The 17,094-nt window shown below is 51.0% G+C and carries 14 protein-coding genes; 5 read left to right on the forward strand and 9 right to left on the reverse strand.

The genetic code is table 11. The features are described 5' to 3' along the window. The 3 genes from E2L00_RS20595 to E2L00_RS21885 form a co-directional block, all read left to right on the forward strand. On the forward strand, positions 1-1,054 hold a 1,054-nt coding region (locus E2L00_RS20595; RefSeq protein WP_338031952.1), incomplete at its 5' end, for a putative PEP-binding protein. 150 nt (positions 1,055-1,204) lie between these two features. After that, the gene (locus E2L00_RS20600; protein ID WP_167614852.1) at positions 1,205-2,530 is read left to right on the forward strand and encodes an MFS transporter; all 1,326 of its coding nucleotides are present in this window, start codon (positions 1,205-1,207) and stop codon (positions 2,528-2,530) included. 613 nt (positions 2,531-3,143) lie between these two features. Then, entirely contained in the window at positions 3,144-4,457 is a 1,314-nt protein-coding gene (locus E2L00_RS21885; protein ID WP_338031953.1) for an MFS transporter, read from the forward strand. Positions 4,458-4,611: 154 nt separating this feature from the next. Here the strand turns inward: E2L00_RS21885 and E2L00_RS20610 are convergent, their stop codons facing one another. The 9 genes from E2L00_RS20610 to E2L00_RS20650 all read right to left on the reverse strand — a co-directional run bounded on the left by E2L00_RS20610 (position 4,612) and on the right by E2L00_RS20650 (position 13,777). Next, complete coding sequence (locus E2L00_RS20610; RefSeq protein ID WP_167614856.1) at positions 4,612-4,935, reverse strand: DUF1869 domain-containing protein; 324 nt, start codon at positions 4,933-4,935, stop codon at positions 4,612-4,614. 777 nt (positions 4,936-5,712) lie between these two features. After that, positions 5,713-5,910, reverse strand: a complete 198-nt coding sequence (locus tag E2L00_RS22045; protein ID WP_167614858.1) for a hypothetical protein — start codon at positions 5,908-5,910, stop codon at positions 5,713-5,715. Between the two features lie 282 nt (positions 5,911-6,192). Further along, on the reverse strand, positions 6,193-7,119 hold the full coding sequence (locus tag E2L00_RS20620) for a substrate-binding domain-containing protein (protein ID WP_167614860.1): 927 nt from the start codon (positions 7,117-7,119) through the stop codon (positions 6,193-6,195). Positions 7,120-7,221: 102 nt separating this feature from the next. Then, complete coding sequence (locus tag E2L00_RS20625) at positions 7,222-8,253, reverse strand: ABC transporter permease (protein ID WP_167614862.1); 1,032 nt, start codon at positions 8,251-8,253, stop codon at positions 7,222-7,224. Positions 8,254-8,331: 78 nt separating this feature from the next. Then, entirely contained in the window at positions 8,332-9,447 is a 1,116-nt protein-coding gene (locus E2L00_RS20630) for a Gfo/Idh/MocA family protein (RefSeq protein WP_167614864.1), read from the reverse strand. A gap of 10 nt (positions 9,448-9,457) precedes the next feature. Next, complete coding sequence (gene iolG / locus E2L00_RS20635) at positions 9,458-10,453, reverse strand: inositol 2-dehydrogenase (protein WP_167614866.1); 996 nt, start codon at positions 10,451-10,453, stop codon at positions 9,458-9,460. 31 nt (positions 10,454-10,484) lie between these two features. Continuing rightward, positions 10,485-11,477 (reverse strand): hydroxyacid dehydrogenase, encoded by a 993-nt coding sequence (locus E2L00_RS20640; protein WP_167614868.1) that lies wholly within the window; start codon positions 11,475-11,477, stop codon positions 10,485-10,487. Position 11,478: 1 nt separating this feature from the next. Then, entirely contained in the window at positions 11,479-12,297 is an 819-nt protein-coding gene (locus E2L00_RS20645) for an HpcH/HpaI aldolase family protein (RefSeq protein ID WP_167614870.1), read from the reverse strand. 10 nt (positions 12,298-12,307) lie between these two features. Then, positions 12,308-13,777: an NAD-dependent succinate-semialdehyde dehydrogenase gene (locus tag E2L00_RS20650; RefSeq protein WP_236127789.1), complete on the reverse strand. Its 1,470-nt coding sequence runs from the start codon at positions 13,775-13,777 to the stop codon at positions 12,308-12,310. 379 nt (positions 13,778-14,156) lie between these two features. Here E2L00_RS20650 and E2L00_RS20655 point away from each other — a divergent pair, with 379 nt between their 5' ends. Together E2L00_RS20655 and iolD are read left to right on the forward strand one after the other, a co-directional pair. Further along, a complete protein-coding gene (locus E2L00_RS20655) occupies positions 14,157-15,092 on the forward strand; it encodes a MurR/RpiR family transcriptional regulator (RefSeq protein WP_167614872.1) in 936 nt (311 codons plus the stop codon). Between the two features lie 149 nt (positions 15,093-15,241). Beyond that, on the forward strand, positions 15,242-17,086 hold the full coding sequence (gene iolD / locus E2L00_RS20660) for a 3D-(3,5/4)-trihydroxycyclohexane-1,2-dione acylhydrolase (decyclizing) (RefSeq protein WP_167614874.1): 1,845 nt from the start codon (positions 15,242-15,244) through the stop codon (positions 17,084-17,086). The last annotated feature ends 8 nt before the right edge of the window (positions 17,087-17,094 follow it).

Genomic DNA, 17,094 nt, shown 5'->3' on the forward strand with positions numbered 1-17,094 from the left:
CATGAAGGACGACCAGAACGTGACGGTTTCCTGTGCGGAAGGCGATACCGGTTACGTTTACCAGGATCTGCTGGATTTCAGCGTGAAAAGCTCCACGGTCGATACCATGCCGGACCTGCCGCTGAAAATTATGATGAACGTCGGCAACCCGGACCGCGCATTTGACTTCGCCTGCCTGCCGAACGAAGGCGTGGGCCTGGCGCGCCTGGAGTTCATTATCAACCGTATGATTGGCGTGCACCCGCGCGCGCTGCTGGAATTTGACCAGCAGGAGCCTGCGCTGCAGAACGAAATTCGCGGGATGATGAAGGGCTATAACGATCCGGTCGAATTCTACGTCGGCCGTCTGACGGAAGGGATCGCGACGCTGGGCGCGGCGTTCTGGCCGAAGCGCGTCATTGTGCGCCTGTCCGACTTCAAATCTAACGAGTATGCCAACCTGGTGGGCGGCGAGCGTTATGAGCCGGAAGAAGAAAACCCCATGCTGGGCTTCCGTGGCGCCGGCCGCTATGTAGCGGACAGCTTCCGTGACTGCTTTGCGCTGGAATGCGCCGCGATGAAACGCGTGCGTAACGAAATGGGCCTGACCAACGTTGAAGTGATGGTGCCGTTTGTGCGCACCGTGGCGCAGGCGAAGGCGGTTGTCGAAGAGCTGGAACGTCAGGGCCTGAAGCGCGGCGAAAACGGCCTGAAGGTCATTATGATGTGTGAAATTCCATCGAATGCGCTGCTGGCTGAGCAGTTCCTGGAGTATTTCGACGGCTTCTCTATCGGTTCTAACGATATGACGCAGCTGGCGCTGGGCCTCGATCGCGACTCCGGGGTGGTGTCGGAACTGTTTGACGAACGCAACTGCGCGGTGAAAGCGCTGCTGTTAATGGCGATTCGCGCCGCGAAGAAGCAGGGCAAATATGTCGGCATCTGCGGACAGGGCCCGTCGGACCACGAAGACTTTGCCGCCTGGCTGATGAAAGAGGGGATCGACAGCCTGTCCCTGAACCCGGATACCGTGGTGCAAACCTGGCTTAGCCTGGCCGGGATCAAAAAAGAGTAAAAGGTCAGCACGAGGTTATTTAAGTAGAGGAAGCCATTAAGCCACCTCTAACCCGATATTTTTATTAACTATTTAGTTCTGTTTCAAGACTTCATTAATCTTTTTGTGTCTATGGCATGGTAAATTTATAGCAATGGGTGAGGTTACATAATGGATACAGAAATAAGAGTGGGAGTTTATAATAATAAAAAAACGCACGTCAGGTTTTTAATATTATTCTTCGTTTTTATTATCACCGCAATTAGCTACGCAGACCGTGTGGCCTTATCAATTGTCGGTAGCGATCTGATTAAAGAAATGAATTTAGATGTCGCAACCTTAGGAAGGATTTTTTCTGCGTTTGGTATTGCATATATGTTAATGCAAATACCTGGTGGATATTTACTGGACCGCTATGGGTCAATAAAAATTTATGCCTATAGTTTGTTCTTTTGGTCTTTATTCACTTTCCTTCATGGCTTTGTAATTTTTGCTCCAGCAATGTATATAGTTGTTTCGCTGGCGCTGTTGCAATTCTTGCTTGGCGTGGCTGAGGCTCCGGCTTTTCCCGCCAATACGCGTATTGTTGCTACGTGGTTTCCCACAAAGGAGAGAGCTACGGCTGCGAGTATATTCAATGCATCACAATATTTTTCATTGGCTGTATTCTCTCCGCTATTGTCATGGGTTACATATAATTTTAACTGGCAATATGTTTTCGTGGTGATGGGCGTTATTGGTTTTATTTTTACTTTGATATGGTCAAGGTTGGTCCGCAACCCCTTAGAGCACCGTTCAGTATCCGCTGCTGAACTGAGCTATATTGAACAAGGCGGCGCCATGATCCACATGGATAAGCCGAAAGTTAAAAATAAATCACCATCAATGTCTAATATAAAGAAATTGATAACTAACAGAAGCATGTTTGGCATATTTCTTAGCCAATACTTTCTGAATACTATCACCTGGTTTTTCCTTGTCTGGTTCCCTATCTATCTGGTTCAGGCTAAAGGTTTTCCGGTCGTTAAGGCTGGATTGGTCGCTGCAATTCCCGCAATTTTTGGTTTTAGCGGTGGTATATTGGGAGGGGTGTTTTCTGATTTTTTATTAAAAAAAGGTTTCTCATTGACGGTAGCCAGAAAGATACCAATTGTAATTGGTATGCTGCTGGCGGCATGTATTGTATTGTGTAATTATACAAACAATAACACAATCATTATTATCTTGATGGCACTTGCTTTTTTTGGTAAGGGCTTTGGTGCTTTAGGCTTTCCGGTGATAACTGATACCGCACCGAAAGAAATGGTAGGTTTATGTGCTGGTATATTTAATGTGTTTGGGAACCTTGCCCCAGTTGTTACCCCATTGGTGATAGGTACATTAGTAAAAGAAACGCACTCGTTTAATGCCGCATTGATTTACGTTAGCTGTTCCGCATTAATGTCTATGTGTTGCTATTTATTTATTGTTAAAGATATTAAACGGTTTGAAATATAAGATATCAGAACCTCACGATGAAAATATATTTGATGAGGCATTTTTGAGTTCCAGGCACGCCGGAACGGACGACAGTCATCGGCTGGCCGGAAAAGCGCTTTATTGTTATGGCTTGTGCCAGGGGCGGAAAACGTCAAATAAGTTAATTTTCTGCCGGAGGAACAGAATGAATAGTTATGGTTGAAATGCAGATTCAAACGGGCCGCGACGGTTCGGCGCGACGCAGCGCAGTGCGTTATGGCAGTAATGACTCTTAATAAGCAGACTATGTTTACGAATCTCTGCGATAAAAGTTTGTGCAATCCTGGCCTGTATGGCGCTACACGTTCATGAGATGGGTACAAATTCCATACCATGATATGGCGATTATGGGTTCCACGCCGCCGGAAAATGATGAGCAAATAAGTGCTCCTGGTTTGCAGCGTTAAGCGCTTATTTTTAGTTGAAGCTAATAACCATTTTGGAGCTTTATATTCTATTGCCGGTATTCTCCACATCAAATATTTAGGGGCAGAGGTTTTTTATGACGCATAATGATAGTAATACCGTTGTGCCTGTTGCAACACGAAAGGCAAAAACATAAGGCAGTGCTGGAAATACAAATCGTACGGTTATTTCCGGAACATTAGGAACGGCTCTGGAATTTTATGATTTTGCGATTTATGGGCTGGCGGCAGGTACGGTATTTAAAGAAATATTTTTCCATGGCGCTAATCCCTCACTATCTTTATTTGCTAGTTTGGCTACCTTTGCTATCGGCTATTTTGCCCGGCCGGTCGGCGGCATGTTTCTGGGAGCAGTCGGTGACAGAGTGGGCAGGAAAGCCATATTACAATGGACCGTCATTATTATGGGGCTGGCTTCAACGCTCATCGGTCTGTTGCCAACCTACGCCAGTATTGGGTTATGGGCACCGGCGATGCTCGTACTGCTCAGAATAGTACAGGGTATCGGCGCCGGGGCTGAAATGGCATCCAGTTCAGCCTTGTTAGTGGAAACTGCCCCAGGACAAAAGAGAGGTTTTTTTGGCGCGATGGTGGCATATGGCACTAATGGCGGAACTTTACTGGCGGCAATAGTCTGGTTATTGATTAACAAACTTCCGGAGGATGATTTTTACAGTTGGGGCTGGCGGGTGCCATTTTTACTCAGTATCGGGATCGCTGTATTTGGCCTCTGGGTGCGTAGAAACGTTCAGGAAAGCCCGGCCCATCTTGCTAATGTAAAGCAGGGAAAAACGCTGGGATTAGTGGAGAACTATGCGCATATTATTAAGAACAGCCGCAAAACGGTGTTGGCTTGTATCTTGTTGCGCTGGGGCGAAAATGGTATCTCAACCATATTTTTAGTTTTTCTGGTGGGGCAATCCGGGCTCATCAGTCACCAGAATCCACAAATAGGCTCCCTGGCAGTGCTGATTTCAGCGGTGTTTGCAATGGCGATGGTGCCTGTGGCAGGGTTCTTCTCCGATCGTATCGGACGGCGTAAATGTTATCTGGCTTTATCGCTATTCCAGTTTATTGTCGCGCTACCGGTAATTTATTTTCTTTATTCCGGCCAGTCGGCGTGGATTGTGCTGGCATTTATTCTGCCTTATAGCATTGGTGTTACGGGGATGTACGCCGTGCAATCGGCATGGATGGTTGAGTTATTTGGTGCGCGTACTCGTTTAGCCGCGATTACGTCATCTAAAGAATTAGGTGCCTTGACGTCCGGTGGGATTGCGCCAGTCATCTGTGCCGCGTTGCTTGCAGCATACGGGAATTTGTGGGTTATTGGCGGGTATATGATGCTGCTGGCGTTCGTTTCAACGATAGCGGCGGTAATGCTTCCAGAAACTGCCGGTCGGGATTTGGCTGATGAGCATGACGCCATCATCAAAGTGAAAAATGCCTCGATGGCGGCTAAGGAATTTAACCTGAGTTAAGACGGTTAGCTTGTCCAAATCTCAGGTTGAGAGCAGTTCGTTTACAGCATCAACACCAGTCGGATAGAGGCTGGTGTTGATGCTGATGAAAGAGTTGATTTTATTTTTCGGTGCTCCGCTGAAATCATGTGAGTAGCGTAAAGCTATGCTGCTATCAATCATGAAAAAAAATCTCTTCCGCCTCTTCATACCCAAGGATAATATTCGCTATCGCTTTTATCTCTTCGCTTAAGAAATCATTACCTTTTAGCTCTGTAAAGGATTGATAATCCCTGGCTACGGATATTCCATTATTGCTGTTTGTCACGGTTAATATCACCTCTAGTTCATTCATGCTATTTTTATGCAGATTGTGCGTGATGGCTTTGATCATGCCGTTAGCGTACAACCCTTTTAAATCGGCAGCATGTTTTACTATTTCATCCCATTCAGCAGAAGAAGATATTTTTAACTCATAGCCTCTATTTTTCACTTGCATAAAATGCTCCTCATTACTGTTTTTTACGAATGTTTTTTACATGCCTTTTTCCGCTATCAACGTCTTATACGTTAAAAACGATTACGCTTGTTTTTGAATGGTTATTAAGACTAAGTATGATGAGTCTATTTCAGCAACCCTTGTGTGTACAGTTACACTTTGACCGTAGAGAGATAACTGTAATGAAATAATCAGTACAACAGTTACATTGTGGAGGTTTTAATTTGCTTAAAATCAAAAGGTTACGTTGAGTTGTGTTTTTTTATTATAACCATTAACAATAAAGTGTTTATAAATCAAGAGAATAAAAATAGGTGAGGGCAAGGGGATATTGTTTTATTTGGTGATCTGTATCACGAAATATCCCTTTCAAAAGAAGAAAATTATTAACTCACCTTTAGAATGTTAAAAGTGTCTGGAATTATGACGCGATTTTATGCATGACATTCGATAAGATCCCGAGCCGGGGAGTAAGGCGTAACAGGAATAGTGGCATAAATGCCCCTGCCCGGGAGCCCGATCCATTCAGCAACAGGATGCCAGGATAAGGCGATATTTTCTGTCAGATAAAGCAAGTATTGCTCCGCATAAGCGCGATCGTTTCCGGAACGTCATCGGTGTAACTATAATTCCGGTCAGGGCGGGAATGGCGCCGGTGAGAACTATGGAAAAATAGCCGAAAGAAGCTGCCAGCAGACTGGCAGGGAGGCCGGTAATATCGTCGGCGATATCCTGAAATGCCGAGCGCTGCACCATGAATCTGCGCTGGCACGCTTTTCACAACCTCCACGCCGGGCCGATAGCCGGTTTCCAGATTTGACCTGCAACGCTCCACAGAGACGGGCGCTGTCCTGCATGAGACGACATCTTCCGTACGCCTGCATTAAGAAACCAGGCCTGCGGCGGCAGCGTCATGATGGCGCTCGCCAGCGCGACAACCGCAAAGTGACGGTGAGCCAGCAGCCATTTGTGCAATGCTGACGCCGGGTTGTACTGCAAATGCTGCCGGGCTGAGTGAGAGTAGGAGTAGAGAAGCTAAGGCGAGATTTTTCAGGTTAACCTTTCATATCTATTAATGGCTTTGGTTTTGTCATTGCGTATAAATAATCTGTTGTGGAATGTTTTGCTTTCCCCTTTCACGTATCGAGCCGATGATATATTTATCAGAACGTAACGCAGCGAGTTATTTAGCGTTACGAATCGCATGTTAAAAATCGGCACCTGTAACCAGTACAGGTGCCGAAGATCCAGAGAAGCTTATTTTGTCATGAATATCTGGTAATTTTTCGGGGTAATCAACTGGAACGGGATAAAGTTAACGTCCTGCAGGCTTTCACCTTTGGCGGCTTTTACCGCCATATCCACGGCGCCGTAGCCCTGTGATTTTGCATCCTGGAACACGGTCGCGGTCATCATGCCGGTTTTAATCGCCTGCAGGCCGTTGGGGCCGCCGTCGGTGCCGCCGACTAAAACATCTTTACCTACTTTCATACCGTTACTTTTAATAGCCATCGCCGCGCCAATCGCCATTTCATCTGAGTTTGCGGACAGAATGTCAATTTTATCGCCAGCCAGGATCCAGTTATTCATTAAGTTCATGCCGTCTTCACGCATCCATTTCGCCGTGTCTTCGACGATAACGTGCATGTTCGGGTGTTTGGCAATCACTTCTTTCGCCCCCTGGGTTCTGAAGCGTGTTGCATCATTACTTAATAAGCCTTTCATGATGGCGACATTAACGTTTTTACGATCTTTCACCATATCCGCCAGATATTCCATCTGCAGACGACCGGCTTCAATTTCGTCACTGCCGATATAGCTTATACCGTCACCCATTTTAGAGTCAGAAGGCATACGGTTAAGATAAATTAACGGGATTTTTGCCGCTCGCGCTGCGGCGGTAATATTCTTGGTGCCCTGAGTATCAACCGGTTGGACGATAATGACATCCACTTTGCCGTTAATAAAGTTTTGTACCTGGCTCAGCTGCTTATCAGGCGCTCCCTGGGCGTCTTCAAACTGAATCTTCATATCAGGGTACTCTTTGGCTCGCTCGATAATATGGGTGCGAAGCAATGAGTGAAAGACGACATCCATCTGAGAGAAGCTAATACCAACCTGTAAAGCAAAGACCGAAGGACTGATAGTGATTAGAGCAAGACAGAGTAAGATAAATTTTTTCATGATAATCTTCCACAGTAATGGGTACGGCCAGAACCTGCCTGACAGCACCGGATTTATTATTAAGCTTACTTTCGTAGGGTTTGTTTCTATAACCGATATTATTTAGCGTTTCTTCTTATGGCGATACATATCAACAGCAACGGCGCTGACAATAATAATTCCTTTAATAATGTCCTGGATATAAGCATCGATGCCAATAAAGGTGAAGCCACTCTTAATTAAGCCCAGAATACAGGCGCCAATCAGCGTTCCCGTAATACGACCGACGCCGCCCATCAGGCTGCTGCCGCCAATCACCGCCGCAGCGATGGCATCCAGTTCATAGGACATCCCCATGCTGGACTGTCCACTGCTCACCCGCGCTGCCAGCACCACTCCAGCTAAACCGGCTAAACCGCCGGCAATGGTATACACCATCACCAGATACTTTTTTACGTTAATCCCGGAAACCTGGGCGGACACGATATTGCCGCCGATGGCATAAATATATTTTCCGTAACGTGTGGAACGCAGCGCAATATGAAATACGAAGGCAACTAGCAGGAAAATTACTACGGGCATTGCACCCTGACCAAGAGCGGTAAAGCTGTCAGAGAGGAAGCTAACCGGGTTACCCTGGGTATAATATTGCGCCAGGCCACGGGCGGATACCATCATCCCGAGCGTGGCGATAAAGGGCGGGATCCCCGTGCGGGTAATCAACATGCCATTAATAAATCCGCCAATTAAGCCGACACCAATCCCGGCGCAGATAGGAATGACCGCCGGCAGATCCACCAGCGAGGGGAACATTGGCGACATGCTATCTGATGTTTGCGCCAGGCTGGCGGCAATAACGGCGGTTAGCGCAATGAGTGAACCAGAAGATAAATCGATCCCCGAGGTGATAATGACCTGGGTCACGCCTACGGCAATAATGCCAATAATGGCAACCTGTAAAACAATCAGGATCAATCTATTGGTATTAAGTAAAAATGATTGATCGCGTAAATACCACCCTGCACATTCAAATACGAGTGCAATTAACACCATAACAACAAATATGCCGGTATCTTTGGGCAGGCTACGGCGCAGCGACTGCCACCTGAATGAAGGTTTCCCTTCATTGATTCCAGTTGAATTACTGTCAGACATAACATTCTCCTCGTATTTCTTTCCATACGCAGCAACAAGAGCCTGCGCCTGGCTTCCCAGCCAGGCGTAATATGCACGTCAGATTTTTATCCAGCTTCTTTCACGGGAAGAGGTGACAGCGGCATCGACAATTTTCTGTATTTCAAAGGCTTCTTTGAAATCCGGACCGGCGGCGTTGCCATCAGCAATTGCCTGAATAAGCTCCAGCATCTCGATTGTTTTAAGATCGTTAAAGCCAAGCTGGTGCCCTGGCGCCGGGCAGAACAGACCGTAAGGATAATGTTCCGGACCGGCAACCAGCGTCATAAAACCGTTTTTGCTTTCATCTTCACTGAAGCGGAAATATTGCAGTTCGTTGAAACGCTCCTGGTTGAATATCAACGAGCCTTTCGAACCGGTAATTTCAAAGCCCAACTGCATTTTATGACCAGAAGCGACCCAGTTGGCTTCGACATGACCGCTACAGCCACGGGCAAACTTCACCGTCAGACGGGCAATGTCATCAACCTCCACCGCTTTTTTTGTGGCTGCGCCAGGGCTTTCCGGGCGCGTTTTAATCACCGTTTCCAGGTCGGCAACCAGCTCCTCAATCGGACCAAGCAGGAAACGCGCCATGCCAAGAATATGGCTGCCCAGATCGGCTACAGCACCCGCACCGCCAGACGGATCGAGACGCCATGACCATGGAACGGCCGGGTTGGCCAAAAAATCTTCGGCGTGGATGCCCCGGAATCCGTTAATTTCACCCAGATCGCCATCGGCTATCATCTTCTTCGCAAGCTTCAGCAGCGGGTTTTTGACGTAGTTAAAACCGACCTGAGTAATGACGCCGGCCTGCTCGGCGGCACGATACATACGTTCCGCAGTGGCGCTATCCGGGGCCAGCGGTTTCTCGCAGTGAACATGTTTGCCAGCGGCAATTGCGGCGAGCGATTGTTCAGCGTGAAAACGGTTGGGCGAGGTGATGGAAATTACATCAATCTCCGGATCGTCAATCAGATCCTGCCAACGGTTTGTCCAGCGCTGGAAGCCGAACTGCTGCTGCGCGCGCTGTGCCGCGTCGCCATTAATGTCTGCTACGCTGACCAAAACAGGTTGTACGTCGCCCGAAAACGACGCAGCCGCTTTCCATGCCATAGCGTGTGCTTTTCCCATAAAACCTGTGCCGATCAGTCCAATACCTAACTTGCGCATGGTTACTTCCTCAATCCACAGTGACAACCGTATGCGTATCAGCAGAAAGCTGCGCCGCATCCGCTAGTTTTAACGCCTGGCAACCGTCATGAATGGTTACCGGCACCGTACTGCCATTTCTGATGGCAGAAATAAAGACATCCATTTCGTGGCGATACGCCTCGGTATATCGCTGCATAAAGAAATTAAGCAGTGGGCCGCGGACCTCTGTCTCCTGCGGGCCGTAACGGCGAACGCTGGTTTCGCGCTGGTTATCGTTGAGCATCATGCCGTTAGAACCAAAAACTTCCAGCCGCTGGTCATAACCGTAAACCGCCTGGCGACTGCAGTTGATCTGGCACTGTTTCCCGGAGGCCGTGCGCAGCTGTACCATTACGGTGTCGTAATCGCCCAACGCTTCCAGCGAAGGCTCAAAGAGGCGGCTGCCGGTCGCGAAGACTTCTACCGGTTCTTCGCCGAGGATCCAGCGCGCCAGGTCGAAGTCATGGATCACCATGTCGCGGAAGATGCCGCCGGAGTGTTTCAGATAGTTCATCGGCGCCAGCCCCGGATCGCGGCTGGTGATGATCACCTGATGCAGATCGCCAATCTCACCGTTACGAATACGTTGATACGTTTCGCTGTGTCCTGCATCGAAGCGGCGGTTGAAGCCCAACATCACGCGGCTGGCATGTTCGCCGAGCGCTTTTTCCGCAGCGATCGCCTTGCGAATATCGAGATCGACCGGTTTCTCGCACAGCACGGCTTTTCCGGCTCTGGCGGCCGCCAGCATTAATTCGACATGGGTATCGGTCGGCGTACAGATAACAACTGCATCAATATCCTGATGATTAATGGCGTCCAGGGGATTATTGACTGCGGTTCCACCATACAGGGCGGTGAGCGCGTTAGCGTTGTCGATAAAGGGATCGGCAACCATTACTAGTTGAGCGTCGTTATGGTGGGCGACGTTTGCTGCATGTACCTGGCCGATGCGACCGGCGCCGAGGACGGCAATCTTGAGCATGATATTCTCCGCTAAGGGGATGTTATTGCGATCAGGGAAGTTGACTCGTCAGGTCGTTAAGCAACAGAACCTGTTGATTCACTACCAGCTCTTTATCAAGTTGCCCGGTGAAGAAGTTGACGATGTTTGTCGCAGCGGAGGCAGACATACGCATCGCCGCTTCTTCGGTCAGGCCTGCCGCGTGCGGGCTGAGGATTAAGCGATCGCTTTGGGCAAGTAAGGCCGCGTGTAGGTCCGGCGGTTCATTGCGCAACACATCCAACCCGGCGCCGCCGAGTGCGTTATTTTGCAACGCTGCGGCAAGCGCTTCTTCATCGACGATTCCGCCACGCGCGGTGTTGATCAGCAGGGCTCCACGCTTCATCAGCGCCAGTTCCGCCTCGCCGATAAGGGGTTTATGACCGCTTAACGGCAGATGGACGGTAACCGCGTCAGCCTGCTGCAACCCACGGTTGATGTCGGTAACCCGCGTAACGTCATGGTCAACGAATACGCTGTCAGGCAGGAAGGGGTCATAGGCGGCAACCTTCATGCGAAAGCATTTTGCCAGGCGCGCCACTTCTCTGCCGATACGGCCAAAGCCGAGGATAAACAGCGTCCTGCCCGCGACTTCAACAGCGGAAAAGCTGTTACGATTATTCCATTGCCCTTCGCGAATGCTGCGGTCGAAATAATTGACGCGTTTGGCCACCGCCAGCAGCAATGCCAGAGTATGTTCGGCCACTGAAAGCGAATTCACATCGCCGACGACGGTCAGCGGAATATTGCGTGCGGTCAGGGCGTCAACGTCTACCGAGTCGTAACCTACGCCGTGACGGGAAACAATGCGCAGTTTCGGCGCGGTATTGATTTCGCGTGAAGTTAGCGGCTGGGTACGAATCAGCAATGCATCGGCGTCTTTAAGAAACGGCGCAAAGCTCTCCACGCTGACTTCATTAACGAGCTGGAGGTTAAATCCTGCGGTGTGACGCAGAATATCGAGACCGGCCTGATGGATTTTGCCGGCGATCAGAATGTTTGCCATCTCAATACCCTCCTGGCTGGACATATTGACTGCTCTGCGAAGCGCCGCCGCTAAGTTCGCGGAACTGCTGCACGCTGGCTGCTGCGGCAGAGCGCAGCAACTGCACATCATTAGAGAGCGTGACCAGATCGAATCCCCATTCCGCCGCTTTTGCCGCGTAAGCTGCCGAACCGTTGTGCAGACCGGCTTTTTTACCGGCGCGGTGCGCGGTGTGCAGAATGTGCTTAATGGCATCAACTATTTCCGGTTCCGTGCGGTCAAAACCCGTACGATATTTGCGGCCTGTTAACCCGAGCGTCAGATCGGCCGGCCCGATATAGACGCCGTCGAGGCCCGGCGTAGCGACGATCTCTTCAAGGTTCTCCACCGCTTCGGCGGTTTCAATCATGGCGAAGCAGACCACCTGTTCGTCAGCGTGCTGACCGTAATCCTGACCGGCAGAGAAGGTGACTCGTGTTGGTCCGAAGCTACGGTTCCCGGTGGGCGGATAGCGAACGCAGGAAACCAGCGTACGCGCCTGTTCCGCGGTGTTAACCATTGGGCAGATAATGCCCCACGCCCCCGCGTCGAGCGCTTTCATGATGATCCCAGGCTCCAGCCAGGGTACGCGCACCATCGGCGCAACGCCGCTGGCACGCATCGCCTGTAGCATTTGCGTAGCCTGCTCATAACCGACGAAACCATGCTGTAGATCGATGGTTAACGAATCGTAACCTTGTTCTGCCATGATCTCCGCAGAGAAGGAGTTGGCGATACTCAACCAGCCGTTGAGTACCGTGCGGCCTTCATTCCAGCATGACTTGAGATTATTCATTTTCATTAGCCGCTCCTTACACCACAATTTGGGCCAGTTTGACGTTCATATAGTCATGAATGCCTTCGCTACCGCCTTCACGTCCCATCCCACTGGCTTTGATTCCGCCAAAAGGCACTTCAGCGGCGGCCAGCGCGTAGCTGTTAATACCCACCATGCCGGATTCCAGGCGCGCAACCGTTTCGCGAATACGAGCGGGATCGCGGGTAAAAGCGTAGGCGGCGAGGGCAAACTCAGAACTATTCACCCGACGCCACAGATCTTCGCTATCGCTAAATGAGGTAATGGCGGCGATAGGGCCGAAGTTTTCTTCTGCGAGCGCCAGTGCGTCATCCGGTAAATCGGCAATCACCGTTGGCGCATAGAAATAACCGTCGTTCAGAGCGATACGCTGACCACCGGTGACGATACGGCCTCCTTTAGCACGAGCGTCCTCGACAATCGCTTCGATGGCCTTGAGACGGCGCGGGTTGATGAGCGGCCCCATCTGCGTTCCCTCTTCGAGGCCGTAGCCCACTTTCAGCCTGCTGGCGCGCTCCGCGAAGCCCCGGACAAAATCGTCATAGCGGCTTTCATGAACATAAAAACGATCGCAGGTGACACAAACCTGGCCACAGTTGGCAAATTTGGTTGCGACGGAAAGATCCAGCGCCTTTTCCAGGTCCGCATCTTCATAAATGATGACAGGGGCGTTGCCGCCCAGCTCCATGCTCAGGCGTTTAACGGTGGCCGCCGAGTCGCGGATCATCTGCTGGCCCAGCTGTGTGGAGCCGGTGAGAGAAACTTTTTTGACGACAGGGGAGTTAATCAGCGGTTCATAGGTGTCCGCTGTCGCCCCAACGACCAGATTCGCCACTCCGGCGGGCAGGCCACTTTTACGCAGGCATTCAAAAATCATCATCGCGGAGCCGGGAACTTCGCTGGATGGGCGCAGCACCACCGTACAGCCGGCCGCCAGCGCAGGGGCGAGTTTGCGGGCCACCAGCACCACCGGGAAGTTCCATGCGGTAAAGGCCGCAACCACGCCAACCGGTTCGTGCAAGACCTCGCAGCGCCCGCCGGGTACGCGGCTTTCAACAATACGACCATAGATACGGCGCGACTCTTCTGCGTACCAGGTAAACTGATCGATAGAGAGTTCCCACTCGCGTCTGGCCTGTGCCAGCGGCTTGCCGCTCTCTTTTGACACCAGCAGCGCAGCATCGTCGATGCAGGCCGCCATCTGGCGTGCAACTTCCTGTAATACATCGGCGCGGGTCCAGGCCGGCGTGGATTTCCAGACGCTGAGCGCGCGTTCCGCACTGGCAAGCGCTTCCTGCGTATCTGCGGCGGTGGCCGCCGGAATTTCGCCCAGCGGTTTTCCGGTACCCGGATCGATAACGGCTACGGCTTCACTGCTACTGCCTTTCCGCCACTGCCCATTGATGAACTGTCCAAAGTCTTGATACATGATATTTCTAACCTCCGGCATATGTTTCAGGCTCATTTTTGGATCCTGCAACTGGGAAAACGGGTTAGCTAATAGGATCGCTTGTCAGAACCTACAAACCTTAAACGCATCAGTTCTTGCAATACTATGGTATCCGCAATAAAAATTGCAATGTGGTTGTTATCAAAGTGTTGTTGATTTGTTTTTTCAATTTTATCTTTATAAATCAAATAGTAATTAAGGGTTCGCTGGCGTTTCAGGACAATAAAATGATAATGAAAAGTTAATTTTTTAGAAGCCAATCACAAATATCGAGAAGAGTTTTTCCCAGCCTGTTGCAAATACGTTAGAACTAATTGCATCTGAATTTTAATTGCAATTTTTATTGCGGAAAGAGACCGGCAAGTTGAACGGTTAACCTGCGAAGGAAGCGTTGATGAGTAAAAATGAGAAGCGTGAAAGCGTAGCCAGTTCGCTACCTCACGCGAATTATGAGCAGGTTGTCGATGAAATAACGAGGCGATACCCGCAGCTGTCGGTACGCTATCAGCAGGCCGCGCGTTATATCACACAAAACCCGAATACCGTGGCGCTGGAGTCGATCAACGCCGTTGCCGCCAAATGTGGTATGCACCCTTCGGTACTGGTGCGTTTTGCTCAGGCGTTTGGCTACAGCGGCTTTAAGCAGATGCAGGGCGTATTTCAGACGCGTCTGGCAACTGCGGCGCCGGGTTATAACGAGCGGATTACCGCTCTGGAAAGCGACCTGCGTAAGAATGAGCAAAAGGGGAGCCACGGCTTTCTGCAAAGCCTGGTCATTCGCGATATTGCGACATTGCAGGAGCTGTTGGGTAGCGTGACGGAAGCCGATCTGGATAGTACGGCGGCGCTTTTGAAGCAGGCGGAAACTATTTATATCGTAGGCCAGCTGCGTTCTGAGCCGATAGCCTTACTGTTGCGTTATCTGCTTACCATGCTTAACCGCCGGGTGATCCTGCTGGATTCCGCCGGCGGTCTGGCGCCGCAGATGGCAAATAATATGCGCAAGAACGACGTGTTGATTGCCATCGCCTTTCGTCACTATGCAAAAGAGGTGATTGCGATTGCCGATAACGCCAATAGCAACCGTATCCCGGTAGTGGCGATCACCGACAGCCTGCTATCGCCGCTGGCGAAGAACGCGAGCGTGTTGTTCACCATTCCGGAAGAAGAGTACAGCTTTTCGCGTTCGTTGGCGGCACCGGTTTGTCTGGCGCAAAGCATTGCCATGGCGCTGGCGGCGGTATTGCAACCTACGGGGTCGCCGCGTATCGAAACCATTACTGAACGCGAACAACGTACAGAAATCCAGCGTAAACGCAAACGCGATTAGTCCTTCATAACAAAGCTCCCGTCTCAGGTAATCGGGTGTTTTGTCGTCTAAAATTGCAGCTTTTATTGCCATTATCGACCAGTGGCAATTTATGTTGCTAAGTGAAACGCGATGCCGCTATGTGGCATCTAATAAGAGTGAGTGAGGATATGGCTACGATTCGTTGCACGACGGCTCAGGCGATAGTTCGCTATTTGAGCAATCAGTTTACCGAAGTAGACGGCAAGCGCGTACCGCTGTTTCCCGGCGTGTATGGAATTTTCGGTCACGGCAATGTGACTTGCCTGGGCGAAGCGCTGGAAGCGGCGCAGGACACGCTGCCGACGTGGCGTGGTCAGAATGAACAGTCAATGGCGTTTGCGGCGGTAGGCTTCGCCAAGGCGATGACGCGTCGACAGATTATGGTGGTGACAGCCTCCATCGGGCCGGGAACCACCAACCTGTTGACCGCCGCCGGTGTCGCCCACGCCAGTCGTTTACCGGTACTGATGATTTGCGGCGATAGCTTCGCCCGTCGTCATCCCGATCCGGTGATGCAACAGGTCGAGCATTTCAACGATCCGACGCAAACCGTCAATGATGCGTTTAAGGCCGTTTCACGCTACTGGGATCGTATTACCTGGCCGGAACAAATTCTCTCTTCTCTGCCGCAGGCCGTGGCAACCATGCTGGATCCAGGCGATTGCGGTCCGGCCTTTATCGGCGTTTGCCAGGATGTACAGGAGATGGCGTGGGACTATCCCGAAGCGTTCTTCGCGCCGCGCCTGCATCAGATGCCGCGTCCGCGTCCCGATCGTTTACTGCTCGCCCGCGCGGTGGAATGTCTGAAGCGGGCTAAGCGGCCGCTGATTATCTCCGGCGGCGGTGTACGTTACTCGCAGGCCGAGGCGGAGCTGGAACAGTTTGCTGTCACCCACGGTATTCCGGTGGTGGAAACCATCGCCGGGAAAGGGGCTTTCTCCCATGATAATCCCGTGCATATGGGGCCCATCGGCATTCTCGGCTCTACCTCAGCCAACGCGCTGGCGGCGGAAGCTGATGTGGTGATCGCGGTGGGGACGCGACTGATGGATTTCGTGACCGGTTCCTGGACCGTCTTCGATCATAAAGCCCAGTTTATCTCGTTGAATGCGGCCCGTTTTGATGCACATAAACATTTTGCCATCCCGCTGGTGTGCGATGCGCGTGAAGGCATTACTGAACTGGATGCGGCACTGGTGAACTGGAAAGCTGACGATGCCTGGATGAAGAAGGGACGTCAGGCGTTCGCCAAATGGAATGAACTGATCGCGCAAAGGCAGGAACGTACGATTACGGAAGGCGATCCTACTTATGCTCAGGTGATTGGCGTGGTCAACGCGGCGGCAGCGCCGGAAGATTACATCATCAGCGCGGCGGGTGGGCTTCCCGGAGAGCTGGTGAAAGGCTGGCGAGTAAAAAATCCCGGCACCTTTGATTGTGAATTCGGCTTCTCCTGCATGGGCTATGAGCTTTCTGCCGGCTGGGGAGCGGCGATGGCGGAACAGGAGCGGGATGTCTTTGTCATGATCGGCGACGGCACCTACATGATGATGAATTCTGATATCTACTCCAGCGTGCTGTCCGGCCACAAATTCATTTTGCTGGTGTGTGATAACGGCGGCTTTGCGGTGATTAACCGTCTGCAGAATGCGAAAGGCGGTGCCTCGTTTAACAACCTGCTGAAAGATTGCCGTGTGAAGGAGCCTTTCCACGTTGATTTCGTCGCCAATGCGCAATCTATGGGGGCGCTGGCGCGTAAGGTCACCTCGCTGGATGAGCTGGAAGAAGCCGTCCGCTGGGCGAAGGGTAACGATCGCACGACGGTGATTTCCATTGCCACCCATCCGTTTGACTGGACGCCGGGCGATGCATGGTGGGATGTCGGCGTACCAGAGGTCAGCGCCCGCGAAAGCGTTAATCAGGCCTATGCGGAACACCTTGAAGGTCGTCAAAAACAACGTGTTGGAATTTAATCAGGGGA

The sequence above is a fragment of the Cedecea colo genome, assembly GCF_011808225.1.
In the GTDB taxonomy this organism is placed as follows: Bacteria; Pseudomonadota; Gammaproteobacteria; order Enterobacterales; family Enterobacteriaceae; genus Dryocola; species Dryocola colo.